This is a genomic window from Aquimarina megaterium XH134, assembly GCF_000520975.1.
In the GTDB taxonomy this organism is placed as follows: domain Bacteria; phylum Bacteroidota; class Bacteroidia; order Flavobacteriales; family Flavobacteriaceae; genus Aquimarina; species Aquimarina megaterium.
The window spans coordinates 176,078-190,345 of sequence record NZ_JACB01000015.1 but is presented as its reverse complement, the minus strand read 5'-3'; the positions used below and the strand labels follow the sequence as shown (position 1 = coordinate 190,345).

13 protein-coding genes are annotated in these 14,268 nt (G+C 31.9%); all 13 read left to right on the top strand.

The window, feature by feature from the left end; all coding sequences use genetic code 11:
• The first annotated feature begins 27 nt into the window (after positions 1-27).
• The 13 genes from Z053_RS0111145 to Z053_RS30060 all read left to right on the top strand — a co-directional run bounded on the left by Z053_RS0111145 (position 28) and on the right by Z053_RS30060 (position 14,196).
• The gene (locus tag Z053_RS0111145; protein ID WP_025665092.1) at positions 28-858 is read left to right on the top strand and encodes a prephenate dehydratase; all 831 of its coding nucleotides are present in this window, start codon (positions 28-30) and stop codon (positions 856-858) included.
• Complete coding sequence (locus tag Z053_RS0111140) at positions 855-2,054, top strand: pyridoxal phosphate-dependent aminotransferase (RefSeq protein WP_025665091.1); 1,200 nt, start codon at positions 855-857, stop codon at positions 2,052-2,054. The genes Z053_RS0111145 and Z053_RS0111140 overlap by 4 nt, the downstream gene beginning before the upstream one ends.
• Positions 2,055-2,903, top strand: coding sequence for a prephenate dehydrogenase (locus Z053_RS0111135; RefSeq protein ID WP_025665090.1), 849 nt, complete (start codon positions 2,055-2,057; stop codon positions 2,901-2,903).
• 47 nt (positions 2,904-2,950) lie between these two features.
• A complete protein-coding gene (locus Z053_RS0111130) occupies positions 2,951-4,033 on the top strand; it encodes a bifunctional 3-deoxy-7-phosphoheptulonate synthase/chorismate mutase type II (RefSeq protein WP_025665089.1) in 1,083 nt (360 codons plus the stop codon).
• A 280-nt stretch (positions 4,034-4,313) separates the two neighbouring features.
• On the top strand, positions 4,314-5,264 hold the full coding sequence (gene rsgA, locus Z053_RS0111125) for a ribosome small subunit-dependent GTPase A (RefSeq protein ID WP_025665088.1): 951 nt from the start codon (positions 4,314-4,316) through the stop codon (positions 5,262-5,264).
• Between the two features lie 263 nt (positions 5,265-5,527).
• Positions 5,528-5,980: a D-aminoacyl-tRNA deacylase gene (gene dtd / locus Z053_RS0111120; RefSeq protein WP_025665087.1), complete on the top strand. Its 453-nt coding sequence runs from the start codon at positions 5,528-5,530 to the stop codon at positions 5,978-5,980.
• A 22-nt stretch (positions 5,981-6,002) separates the two neighbouring features.
• Complete coding sequence (locus tag Z053_RS0111115; RefSeq protein ID WP_025665086.1) at positions 6,003-7,916, top strand: DUF3857 domain-containing protein; 1,914 nt, start codon at positions 6,003-6,005, stop codon at positions 7,914-7,916.
• Positions 7,917-7,928: 12 nt separating this feature from the next.
• Positions 7,929-9,953, top strand: a complete 2,025-nt coding sequence (locus Z053_RS0111110; RefSeq protein ID WP_025665085.1) for a DUF3857 domain-containing protein — start codon at positions 7,929-7,931, stop codon at positions 9,951-9,953.
• Between the two features lie 2 nt (positions 9,954-9,955).
• Complete coding sequence (locus Z053_RS0111105; RefSeq protein WP_025665084.1) at positions 9,956-10,282, top strand: nucleotide pyrophosphohydrolase; 327 nt, start codon at positions 9,956-9,958, stop codon at positions 10,280-10,282.
• Complete coding sequence (locus Z053_RS28350) at positions 10,282-10,536, top strand: hypothetical protein (protein WP_035095847.1); 255 nt, start codon at positions 10,282-10,284, stop codon at positions 10,534-10,536. Before Z053_RS0111105 ends, Z053_RS28350 begins: the two co-directional genes overlap by 1 nt.
• Before the next feature lies 1 nt (position 10,537).
• Positions 10,538-11,764, top strand: coding sequence for a 3-phosphoshikimate 1-carboxyvinyltransferase (gene aroA / locus Z053_RS0111095; protein ID WP_025665083.1), 1,227 nt, complete (start codon positions 10,538-10,540; stop codon positions 11,762-11,764).
• Between the two features lie 163 nt (positions 11,765-11,927).
• The gene (gene queA / locus Z053_RS0111090) at positions 11,928-12,977 is read left to right on the top strand and encodes a tRNA preQ1(34) S-adenosylmethionine ribosyltransferase-isomerase QueA (protein ID WP_025665082.1); all 1,050 of its coding nucleotides are present in this window, start codon (positions 11,928-11,930) and stop codon (positions 12,975-12,977) included.
• A 295-nt stretch (positions 12,978-13,272) separates the two neighbouring features.
• The gene (locus Z053_RS30060; RefSeq protein ID WP_025665081.1) at positions 13,273-14,196 is read left to right on the top strand and encodes a chalcone isomerase family protein; all 924 of its coding nucleotides are present in this window, start codon (positions 13,273-13,275) and stop codon (positions 14,194-14,196) included.
• Positions 14,197-14,268 lie beyond the last annotated feature (72 nt).

The window sequence follows — 14,268 nt, the reverse complement described above, 5'->3', positions numbered from 1 at the left end:
CGGATAAAAGCAAAATAAAATAAACAGATGAAACAAAAGGTTGCAATACAAGGAATAAAAGGCTCATATCATCACGGTGTTGCTCAGGCATATTTTGGTGAAGATATAGACGTAAATGAATGCATGTCTTTTCAGGAAGTAGTGCATAGTTTAGAACATAATAAGAGTACAGATGCAGTAATGGCAATCGAAAACTCTATTGCGGGTTCTATTATTCCAAATTATGCTTATATAGATGAGCATGATCTTACCATTAGAGGAGAATATTTTTTACCTATTCATCACTGTTTAATGGCTTTGGAGGGGCAGAAAATTTCAGACGTTAAAGAAGTATATTCTCATCCAATGGCTTTGCTACAATGTAAAGAGTTTTTTAGAAGACAACCACATATCAAATTGATAGAGGATGCAGATACAGCCGATGTTGCTAAGAGAATTCATGAGCAGCAACTAGAAGGAATTGCTGCTGTAGCAGGAGAAACCGCTGCAAATATTTATCAATTAAATATTTTGGCCAAAGAAATTCAAACTATAAAATCTAATAGTACTCGGTTTTTTATTTTAAATACCGCAGAAGGATCTAACTCAGAAAAGAAAGATATCAACAAAGCATCTTTGAAGTTTCTAACAGATCATAAAAAGGGAAGTTTGGCTACAGTGCTTAATGTAATGAGCGATTGTGGATTGAATTTAACCAAAATCCAATCATTACCCATTATTAGTATGCCCTGGAAATATTCCTTTTTTGTAGATGTGACTTTTACAGATTATAATGATTATGCTAAAGCGATGTCTATCCTAAAAATTATGGCATTAGAACTAAAAGTATTGGGTGAATATAAAAATCAAAACGGATGAGCATTCAAACGGCAAAAAGATTAGACACAGTAGAAGAGTACTATTTCTCCAAAAAATTAAGAGAAGTTAGAGAACTTGTCGCCTCAGGAAAACCGGTTTTAAATATGGCTATTGGTAGCCCAGACCTGGATCCACCAAAAGAAGTAGTGCAAGCCATTCAGGAAGCGGTACTTGTAGATGGTGCTCATAAATATCAAAGCTACCAAGGCTTGCCAGAATTGCGAGAAGCTATTGCAGATTTTTATAGCGCAAAATACCAAGTTTCCTTAAACCCAAAAGACGAAATCTTGCCCTTAATGGGATCTAAAGAAGGAATCATGCATATTTCTCTGGCTTACCTTAATGAAGGAGACGAAGTATTGGTTCCTAATCCTGGATATCCAACATATAGTGCAGTGACTAATTTGGTAGGTGCAAAACCAATTTTTTATGATTTAGTTGAAAATAATGGATGGGAGCCCGATTTCCATAGTCTTTCAAAAAGAGATTTGAGTAAGGTGAAAATCATGTGGGTGAATTATCCAAATATGCCAACAGGAGCTTCAGGTGATGTTGAGCTATTTAAAAAAATGATTCATTTTGCTAAAAAACATAGTATCCTATTGGTGAAAGATAATCCATATAGTTTTATTTTAAATGATAGCCCTACAAGTATTTTATCGATAGAAGGAGCAAAAGAAGTAGCATTGGAGTTAAATTCTTTAAGCAAAACTTTTAATATGGCTGGATGGCGTGTGGGAATGGTTAGTGGTAGTTCTGATAAAATTGAAGCGATTTTAAAAGTGAAAAGTAATATGGATAGCGGTATGTTTCAAGGAATCCAAAGAGGAGCTATCGCGGCATTACGTATTTCTAATGGCTGGTATGATAAAATGAATGCAATCTATAAGGAAAGAAGAATCTTGATCTGGGAGTTAGTAGATCTTTTAGGGTGTAGTTATGATAAAACCGCAAAAGGAATGTTTGTCTGGGCTAAGTTACCAGAAGGAACCGATGCAGTAGAATTTATAGACACTATTTTATATGAGAATGATATCTTCATCGCTCCAGGGGATATTTTCGGAAGTAATGGAAAAGGATATATACGTTTTTCACTTTGTGTAACCAAAGAGAATATTAAAGAGGCTATAGGAAGACTTCATGAAACAGAATTACCATTGGCGACAAAGAGTATGATAAATCAAAATTGTAACTAGATGAATGTATTTGTAGTAGGGGTAGGTCTAATCGGAGGTTCTTTTGCCATAGATATTAAAGCAGCTTTTAACGAAGCTAAGATTTATGGTGTGGATAGAAGTGAAGATAATCTGAACGAAGCATTATCACTAGGCTTTATTGACTATACATCTGGTTTGGATGAGTTGGATAAAGCAGATGTGGTTATCATCGCCATACCAGTAGATGCAACCGTAGAGATATTACCCACTATTTTAGATAAAATAAATGATAACTGTTTAGTTTTTGATGCTGGTTCGACCAAAAAGAAATTATGTAATGCTGTAGAGAATCATGACAAAAGAAGGAATTATTTGGCAGTACATCCAATTGCAGGTACAGAGTTTTCTGGGCCACAAGCAGCAATTGCAAATTTATATAGAGGAAAAACGAATATTATCTGTGAGGTAGAAAAAACAGCATTTAAATTACAAGAAAAGGGGATGGAGATTTTTTCTAGATTAGGTATGCGAATTCGTTATATGGATCCCTCTTCTCATGATAAGCATATTGCTTATGTTTCGCACTTATCACACATTAGTTCTTTTATGTTAGGTAAAACTGTAATCGAGAAAGAGAAAAACGAAAGAGATATTTTTGATATGGCAGGTAGTGGTTTTGCTTCGACTGTTCGATTAGCAAAAAGTTCTCCCGCTATGTGGGCACCAATTTTTAAGCATAATAAAGAAAATATAATAGAGACATTAGAAGAATATATTGCTAATCTTGCTCAATTTAAAGAGTTGATTGAAAATGATGATTTTTTAGCTGTATATAGAGAAATGGAAGATACAAATCATATAAAGACAATTTTAAAAGGAATTGCTTAAGCTATAGAACCAATACAAACTTTAATAAATAAGAATAAAAAATAAAAATGGAGAATAAAAAAGAACTTAGAAACTGGTTAGATGATTACAATCTGGATCATCCATTGGTAATCGGAGGGCCTTGCAGTGCCGAAACAGAAGACCAGGTAGTAAAAATAGCACATCAACTTAAAGATTCTGATGCCACAGTATTGCGTGCAGGAATCTGGAAACCAAGAACAAGACCTGGAAACTTTGAAGGAGTAGGAGCTTTGGGGTTAAAGTGGTTGCAAAGAGCTAAAGAAGAAACTGGGATGAAGATCGCTACAGAAGTAGCAAATCCGCATCATGTAGAATTAGCTTTAGAACATGGAGTTGATGTTTTATGGATAGGAGCAAGAAGTACAGTATCTCCTTTTATTGTTCAGGATATTGCAGATGCCTGTAAAGGAATCGATAATCCGGTCTTAATAAAAAACCCAATTAACCCAGATTTATCTCTTTGGTTGGGTGCTGTAGAACGTTTTTATACTGCAGATGTTAAGAACCTAGGAGTAATTCATAGAGGGTTTTCGACATATGAGAAAACAAAATATCGTAATATCCCAGAGTGGCAGATTCCGATCGATTTACAAAATCGTTTCCCAGATTTGCCATTGATCTTAGATCCTTCTCACATTGCAGGAAGAAGAGATTTGATTTTTGACCTGTCTCAAACAGCTTTGGATCTTAATTTTGATGGACTTATAGTAGAAACACATTATGATCCCGATAATGCATGGAGTGATGCCAAACAACAAATTACGCCAGAAACATTGATTCAATATATGAAAGATTTAAAAATTCGTAAAGAGATTGGAGAAGATGAAGCATATCAAAAAGCACTTAGCGAATTACGTGCTAAGATTGATATCGCAGATAATCAATTGTTAGAAGTTTTATCTAAGAGAATGAAAATTTCTGATGATATAGGAAAAGTAAAAGCCAAGCAAAATGTTGCTATTTTACAATCTAAACGATGGAATGAAATATTGGGAAGAATGATTCTTGAAGGAGAAGAAAATGGATTGAGTGAAGAATTTATACTTCGTATTTATAAAGCAATTCACCAGGAATCAATAAATCATCAGAAAAAAGTGGCAAGAGGATAATATAAAAACCCCATTCGCTGCGATTCATAACGAGTGGGGTTTATGTTTTCTTTTAAACAAGATAGTGTATTGCGATTAAATTTTATCGTCAAAAAAGCTTACTTTGATATAATAATATTTCTATGATGCATTATGCCAATTTTTTTACCAAATTTTTGGTATAATATCTTAGAGAAGAACAATAATTGTGTAAAGAAATTGCTTTGTAGGATTTTATGTTTTTTTAATTAAGAAAAGAAATAGGGCCTCTACAAATATTAATATTTGCATCTTTGTATTTATGACAGGTACCGTTTATAAATCTACAGGAAGTTGGTATACCGTAAAAACTAATAACGGAAAAGTATACGAATGTCGTATAAAAGGAAAATTTAGGATTAAAGGCATCAAAAGTACTAATCCTGTGGCGGTAGGAGATCTAGTGGATTTTAAATTAGAAACTAATAATGATCAGGAAACGGGAGTTATCGAATATATTCACGAAAGGCATAATTACATTATTAGAAAATCAGTAAACCTGTCAAAGCAGACACACATCATTGCTTCAAATGTAGATGTGGTCTTTTTATTAATAACCTTAAATAATCCAACAACATTTACAACATTTATAGATCGATTTTTAGTTACAGCAGAGGCATATGGTATTAAAGCAATCTTGCTTTTTAATAAAATAGATACATATAGTGAAGATGAGCTTTTGGAGATTAAATATCTGGCAGCGATATATAGAAAAATTGGATATGAATGTATAGGAATATCTGCAAAGAATGGTAAAAATGTAGACAAAGTAAAAGCAATAATGAAAAATAAAGTAAGTATGTTTTCTGGTCATAGTGGGGTAGGAAAATCTACTTTAGTTAACACAATTGCTCCCGATTTGTCGTTAAAAACAGCCGAAATAAGCGATCAACACCAACAAGGTTTACATACGACTACTTTTGCAGAAATGTTTGATCTTAATTTTGATGCCAAGATTATCGATACACCTGGGATAAAAGGTTTTGGAGTTGTTGATATGGATAAAGAAGAACTGGGAGATTATTTTCCCGAATTCTTTGAGTTAAAATCAGGCTGTAAGTTTAATAACTGTTTGCATATTAATGAACCAAAATGTGCTGTTAAAGAAGCATTAGATAACGAAGAAATTGCCTGGTCTAGATATAAAAGCTATTTACAAATTCTTGAAGGAGAAGAAGAACACTACAGAAAAAATAATTACGACGACGAATAATTTTCGCAATCCACGGCAGCAAAACAGATTAAATTTCTAAGTTGTGCTAAATCAGTTGATAAGAAAATAAAAAAAAATTCTCAGTTCCGAAAAATGAAACTCAAACACTGTATACTTGTGCCATAAAGTTGTTAATTAAAATGACTTTTGGAATTATTTAATGTAATAATTGAATGAAAAACACGCAAACAAAACATGTTGTTCTATATCAGATAAGTAGGGTAATAAAAAAGCTTTTGTTTTTTAAAATCAATGGTAAATAAATGAGGGCCGTAATTCAAAGAGTTTCTGAGGCATCCGTATGTGTCGAAGGAAAAATTGTTTCAAATATAAATCAAGGATTACTTATTCTAATAGGAATAGAAGAAAAGGATTCGCAAGAGGATATAGATTGGTTATCAGGAAAAATATCTCGCCTTAGGATATTTGAAGATGAAGCCGGTGTAATGAACAAAAGTGTATTGGATATAGATGGAGATGCTATAGTAGTAAGTCAATTTACACTACATGCCAGTATCAAAAAAGGCAATAGACCCAGTTATATTAAAGCGGCAAAACCAGAGATAGCAATTCCTCTCTATAAGAATTTTGTACAACGATTAGAGTTGGATTTAGGAAAGAAAATAGGTACAGGTGTATTTGGAGCTGATATGAAAATATCACTACTTAATGATGGGCCTGTTACTATAACTGTAGACACAAAAAACAAAGAATAAACCACCCCCTAAAATAATTTTTATGTTACAAAAAATACTACTGGTTTCAGTTGTGCTTATGTTATTCTGTATTGGGCAAATCTCTGCTCAGGATGATTTAAGGCTACAAGCTGTACTCTTAGATTCTACACTTACTAAAAATGCTAATGCTATTGTAAGATCCGAGGAAGTTACTATTGAGATAAAGTCAATAAATTCTGTTGTTGTAAAAACCAAAAGAATTGTTACTGTACTTAATAAATATGGAAACGGATATGCTGATTCTTATGAAGGGTATAGCCCATCTACAAAAATTAAAAGACTAGAAGCTATAGTTTATGATTCTTTTGGTAAAGAAATTAAAAAATATAAAAAGAAGGATTTTAAAGATAGAAGTGTTTCTGATGGGATCTCATTAATGAATGATAATAGAATAAAATATTTTGAATACACCCCTTTAAATTACCCTTATACACTTGCATTTGAAAGTGAGGTAGAAAGCTCAACTACAGCATTTATAAAATATTGGAAACCAATTTTGGCATATAGATTAAGTATTGAAAAATCTAACTATAAGATTTTAAATTCATCAAAAATCTCGATTAGATATAGAGAAACAAATTTTGATGATTATCCGGTCGAAACAAATAAGACCGACCTGGAAACTTCGTATTCAATTTCTAATATCCCAGCACGATTACCCGAAGTATATAGTCCTTCTCTAAATGATATGACGCCGATGGTAAAGGTGGCATTAAACGAATTCTCATTAGAAGGAGTTAAGGGTGCAGCTACAGACTGGAAATCTTTTGGAAAATGGAAATACAATAAACTAATATCTGGTAGAGGTAAATTACCTTCTGAGACTACCGAAAAGATAAGCAAACTGGTTGCGAATGCAAAAACAAAAAAAGAGAAAGCTAAGTTAATTTATGAATATGTACAGGATAAAACCAGGTATATAAGTGTACAATTAGGTATTGGAGGTTGGGTCCCATTTTTGGCAGAAGACGTAGATCGATTAGGATATGGAGATTGTAAAGCGCTAACAAACTATACTAAATCTTTATTAGATAGTCAGGGTGTAAATTCTTATTATACAGTCGTTTATGCTGATGAGAGAAGAGATATTGACTCAGAATTTGCATCAATGCAAGGAAATCATGTGATACTTAATATACCAGATGAAGAAGAAGATCTCTGGCTTGAATGTACCAGTCAAACCACCCCATTTAATTTTATAGGTGATTTTACTGATAATAGAGATGTACTGGTAATTACTCCTGAAGGAGGAACCATTAAAAGAACTAAGAAATATGAACCTGAAGAAAATATACTTCATACTACGGCTACAGTTAATCTTGAAGTAGATAGATCCATGTCTGCAACTGTAAAAAGAGTATCGCAGGGACTTGAATATGACTGGAATTATAATATTCAGTTTGAAACACCAAAAGATCAAAAATTATATTATAAAGAATTTTGGGGATATATCAATAATCTGGAAATCGGTAAGATAAATCTTAATGATAATAAAGACAATATCAAATTTACAGAGGACATAGAAATCTCTTGTGTTTCTTATGCTAAAAAAGTAGGAAGCCGTTTATTAATATCTCCTAATCTTTTTAGTCGAGATCAGATTAATCTACCTAAATATGATACGAGAAAAACCCCTTTGGTAATATCAAGAGGGTATGTAAATACAGATGAATACATTATTAATTTACCTGATGGATATATGATGGGGAATTTACCCGAAAAAAAATCTATTGAAACCGTATTTGGTAGTTATAGTTATGAACTCGAAAAGATTGATGATAAGCAACTCAAATTCAAACGATTTTTAAAAATAGTTGACGGTACATTTCCGAAAGAAAAATATGATGAATATAGAAGGTTTAGATCCGAAATTAAGAAAATAGATAAATCAAGAATAGCATTAAAACAACAATAAATAACCATCGCAATGAAAAATATAAATACATTACTATTTGGTTTCTTTTTTATAGTTTCTGCAAGCGGTTTTGCACAGGAGTATAAATACGGAAAAGTATCTAAAGAAGAATTGGCAGAGCAATCTTATCCTATGGATAGTACGGCTCATGCTGCTGTTCTTTATGAAAAGAAACATGTACATATGAATTATAATCAATCTCAGGGTTTTCAATTGATTACCGAGGTATATAAAAGAATCAAGTTATACAAAAAAGATGGATTTGATTATGCAACAGATGAGGTGTTTTTATATCATAAAAATGGCGAGGATGAAAAAATAATGAGCTTAAAAGGGGTTACCTATAGTTTGGTTGATAATAAAATTGTAGAAACCAAACTTAAAAAAGATGGAATTTTTAAAAACGAATATTCTAAATATTACGATCAAATAAAATTTACAATGCCCTCTTTACAAGAAGGATCAATAATTGAGTATAAATATAAGATCATTTCACCATTTGTATACAACATGGATAGAATCTATCTGCAATATGAAATACCAATTAAAAAACTCGATGTAGTAGTTGAATCTCCAGAATATTTTACATTCAAAAAGTTTACATCAGGATATCTTCCAATTGATATTAAGGAATCTAAACATAACGATAAAGTTACGTTAATGTCGAGGACCAGAACAGGAGGAGGGTCAAGAGGAGCATTAAGTTCAACAACTTCAATGAACAATATTGATTTTAAGGTTATTAAAAATACAATTAATTCAACCAATATTCCTGCTTTTAAAATAGAGCCGTTTTCTGGAAATGTGAAAAATTATATTTCGAGTATAAGTTATGAGTTATCTAGTGTTAATTGGCCAAATACACCTGTTAAATACTATTCTACAACCTGGGAAGATGTTACGAAAACAATTTATAAAAGCGGTAATTTTGGCGAAGAATTAAAAAAGAAAAGTTATTATGAAGAAGATTTAAAAGCCGTAGTGTCGCGCTCAGAAAATCAGACAACCAAAATGATGAAAGTATTCAATTATGTGAAAAAAAGGATGCGATGGAATGATGCGTATGCTGTGGGTACAAGTGTGGGAGTTAAAAAAGCATATAAAGAAAAGACAGGTAATTCTGCAGAAATTAATCTGATGCTTACTTCTATGTTATCTCATGTTGGCCTGGATGCTAATCCTGTATTAGTAAGTGCAAGTAACAGAGTTATTGCTCTGTTTCCTACTGTAGATGGCTTTAATTATGTGATATCCAGAGTAAAATTAGCCGATGGTAGTCATGTGTACTTAGATGCTACAGATAGATATGCTTTACCTAATGTTTTACCAGATCGAGTAATTCGTGGATCTGGAAGAGTAATTTCTAAAAATGGTACTTCACAAAGAGTAAACTTTAGACCAAAAAGACCTTCTTTAAAAAGATATAGTGCACAATGTCAAATTGATAAAGATGGTGCTGTAAAAGGAAAATTTAATGTTCGTCATATGGATTATTTTGCACATGATTTTAGGATAGAAAATGAAGCAAAAGATGATGAAAGTAAAGTAAAGCGTTTTAAGAAAAGGTTTGGCTTAGACGAAATTGAAGAATATACTGTTAAAGGTATAAATGAAGCCGGGAAAGGAGTTAGCGAAAGCTTTAATTTTATATCTTACGACCAGGTAGAATCTATCGAAAATGAGATGTATTTTTCTCCGTTGTTATTTTTAAGAGATAAAGAAAATGTATTTAAATCTAACAATAGAGAATATCCAATAGATTTTGGTTATGGGTTTACTAATGCCTATATGGTAAGTATCAAAATTCCTGAAGGATATGAGGTAGCCGAACTTCCAAAATCGGGAGCTTTTAAAATGCCAGAAAACATAGGTGCTTTTTCATTTAGGTCAAATATAGCCAATGGGATGATACAAATTGTTGTTAATGAAACTGTTAATGTTGCTTTTCTTCCTTCAGATTATTATTTGACATTAAAAGAGTTTTATAATCAAGTTATTGAAAAAGAAAATGAACAGATAGTGCTTAAAAAAATATAATTATGAATATCCAGGATGCCCAACGTGCTGTAGATGATTGGATCAAAAATCATGGAGTACGGTATTTTAATGAATTAACCAATATGGCGCAGCTTACCGAAGAAGTAGGAGAAGTTGCCAGAATTATAGCACGACGTTATGGCGAACAAAGTGAAAAAGAGAGTGATAAAAATAAAGATCTAGGAGAAGAATTGGCCGATGTTTTGTTTGTGGTATTATGTTTGGCTAATCAAACAGGAATTAATCTTCAGGAAGCTTTTGATAAAAAGCTGGATATTAAAACAAAAAGAGATCACGATCGTCACCATAACAACGAAAAATTAAAATAATGTTTACATCAATTCTTTCGTCAAAAAAGTACTGGTCCTCTGTATGCTTTATAGGATTTGGCTTTATAATTATTTTTAGTGTTATTGAGTATTTCATGCAATACAGCAGTTCTACTTGGAGTACTTTTGTAGAAGAAAGAATCAATCAGCAACAATGGATTAGATATATGATATCTCGAATAGTAGGAGGATTAATATATGGGATGATCATGGGATATTATTTTGAATTAAGAAAAAGGAAATCAAATCGATAAAATGAATTTGAAATTAGAACACATACCCAATATAGAAGGCAATACGCTACAAATTACGGGATCAAAAAGTGAAACAAATAGGTTACTAATACTCCAGGCATTATACCCTAATATAGGTATCGAAAATGTATCTAACAGTGATGATTCTGAGTTAATGCAAAAAGCATTGAAGAGTGATGAAATTACTGTAGATATTCATCATGCAGGTACAGCAATGCGTTTTCTTACAGCATATTTTGCTGTTAAACAGAATAGAGAGACTGTACTTACAGGAAGTAAAAGAATGAAAGAAAGGCCGATTAAAATATTGGTCGAAGCATTAGAACAATTAGGATGTGAGATTAGTTATGAAAACGAACATGGGTACCCTCCGATACGTATTCGAGGAAAGCGACCCGAAACAAATTCTGTCTCTTTACAAGCAAATGTGAGTAGTCAGTATATTTCGGCATTAATGTTAATTGCTCCTTCATTACCCAATGGGTTAGAAATCGTATTAGAAGGAAAAGTAACCTCTGTGCCTTATATTAATATGACATTAAGTTTGTTAAGTGATGCTGGTATTAAAGGTGTTTTTAAAGACAATAAAATTACCATTAATCCTTGCGACAAAATTTCTCCAAAAAATATTGTAGTAGAATCAGATTGGAGTTCTGCTTCTTATTTTTATAGTATTGTTGCGCTTTCTGATAATACATCTGTCACTATTGGAAGTTATAAAAAGCAGAGCTATCAGGGAGATGCTAAACTTGCAGAAATATACAAAAGCCTAGGAGTAGAAACTACTTTTGATCAAAATACAATTACCTTAAAAAAAGTATCGGATAAACTTAAGAAACTTGAAGATGGATTAGATTTATCTAATTCTCCCGATATTGCTCAAACAATAGCTGTAACTTGTTTTGGATTAGGTATTGGATGTTATCTTACTGGCTTACACACATTAAAAATAAAAGAAACAGATCGTCTGGAAGCTTTAAAAAATGAAATCGAAAAATTAGGCGGGCAAGTTAATGTTACCGAGAATTCTCTTCGTTTAGAGCCTTCAGAATCCATAAAAAAAGATATAACTATAGCAACATATCATGATCATCGTATGGCTATGGCATTTGCACCTCTTGCGCTTAAAACATCATTATATGTCGAAGATGCTAATGTTGTTTCTAAATCCTATCCCGATTTTTGGTTAGATTTAAAGAAATTAGGATTTAAAATTTTAGAAGCGTAAAAGAGAGCTATAGCAGGATAGTTGATGCTAACTTAGTTATTTTGAAGGCGGTTTTTATGTGATAATTTAAAAACAGTACCTATGCATATGTAAATATATCCTAATTTACTTGACAACCCCTATTGCAAGATTGTATATTTGCACCTTCAAAAAATAAATACGAATGAAGCTATCACATTTCAATTTCAATCTTCCACAAGATTTATTGGCTGAGTACCCAGCTGAAAACAGAGATGAATCTCGCCTAATGGTTCTTAATAGAAAGGATCAAACCATAGAGCATAAACAGTTTAAAGATCTTATAGATTATTTTGAACCAAATGATGTGATGGTTGTTAATAATACTAAAGTTTTTCCTGCTAGATTGTACGGTAATAAAGAGAAGACTGGAGCTAGAATTGAAGTATTCTTATTACGTGAATTAAATTCTGAAACAAGACTTTGGGATGTACTTGTTGATCCAGCTAGAAAAATACGTATTGGTAATAAACTGTATTTTGGAGATGATGAAAGTTTAGTGGCAGAAGTAATAGATAATACAACATCTAGAGGACGTACATTACGTTTTTTGTATGACGGTTCCTATGATGAATTTAGACAAAAACTTAATGACCTAGGGGAAACACCTTTGCCTAAGTATATTAAAAGAGATGCAGAACCAGAAGATGAAGAAAGATATCAAACTATATATGCTAAAAATGAAGGAGCTGTTGCTGCTCCAACTGCAGGACTTCATTTTTCTAAGCATTTAATGAAAAGACTAGAAATCAAAGGAGTTGATTTTGCAGAAATTACATTGCATGTAGGTTTAGGAACATTTAACCCAGTTGAGGTTGAAGATTTATCTAAACATAAGATGGATAGTGAAGAAGCTTATGTTACTGCTAATGCTGCCAATACGATTAATAACGGGATAACAAATAAAAGAAGGATTTGCGCTGTCGGAACTACAGTAATGAGAGCTCTTGAAAGTTCGGTATCATCAGAGAGAACTTTAAATGAGTTTAGAGGATGGACTAATAAATTTATTTTCCCTCCTTATGATTTTAGTATTGCAAATTGTATGATTACGAATTTTCATACGCCTAAATCTACTTTATTAATGATGGTATCTGCATTTGCAGGACATGATTTTATTAAAGAAGCATATGAAGAAGCGGTAAAAGAAAAATATAAATTTTATTCTTATGGTGATGCTATGCTAATCATCTAAAAATAAAAATGAATATTATTAAAAACCCTGCTAAACCCTAAATTTGGTAGGGTTTTTTCGTATGTTTCTAGAAATTAGCATATTAAATTGCATTTTTCGCAAAAAAAATGCTATTTTCGAGGCCTTAAAAAATTATGGTAAAACCGTAATTAGCTTTAAGCGCCAAAAAACGATTAATATCGGTTTTTGTCGAAAAACATGCTAGATGAGGCTTATAAACGTACTTTTTATAAATTTGTACCGTTTTTTTTGTATGTTCCAATTATAAAAAAAAAGAACTAAACCTAATTATAGAATGAAAAGAGTAATTTATTATGTAGCATTTTTTAGTACTGTTTTTTCTTATGCTCAAACCAAGGTTGGTAACATTAGCTTTAACGATGTTGATGTTTTTGATAAATCAGAGTTAATGCTTAATGGTGCTGGATCTACAGAAAAGTTATATGCAATGGCATTATATTTGGACTTTGAGGTAGATGGTGTAGAGGATGGGGTGATGGTAGCAGAAAAAGATGTTACTATGGCTATTACAATTAAAATTATTTCTTCAATTACCGATAGTGAGTTCAAGAATATTATAAGAAATGGTTTAGAAAGAGCTACAGATGGCAATAGCTACTTGTTAGAAAATCAAATTAGAGATTTTCTTAACCTTATTCCTAATGAGATAGATAAATTCGATATTTATAAAATTTTATATGTCAAAGGAGGAAAATTAACTCTTTATAAGAACAAGGAATTACTGGGAACAATAAATAGTAAAGAATTTAAAAAGGCCTTGTTTAAAATTTGGTTAGGAGAAAACCCTATTGATGAACAATTAAAAGAAGACTTACTTGCATCTTATGAACCTAACCCTATATTAGGAAGATGGAAAACATATGATAAAAAAACAGGAGTAGCTATTAGTATCGTTCAGTTATATATTATAGATAATAAAGTGTATGGTACCATACAAAGAATGATGCGTATATCAGAAAGAGATGCAATTTGTTATGAATGTGAAGGAGCAGACAAAAATCAAAATGTAGAAGGATTAGTAATTTTAAAAGGATTAAGATTAAAAGGAGATAGATATGTAAATGGAAAATTTACAGATATAAAAAACGGTAGAGTTTCAGAATGTCAAATATGGATTGATGAGGACGAACCAAATATACTTAAGGTGAAGTATAAAGGAGGGGGAGGAGTCCATGAATGGAGAAGAATAAAAAAATAAGATGATCTAAAATAATACTAAAAACCCCTGGATACTTCTCCAGGGTTTTTTAATCGCTATAATAAAGAAAGA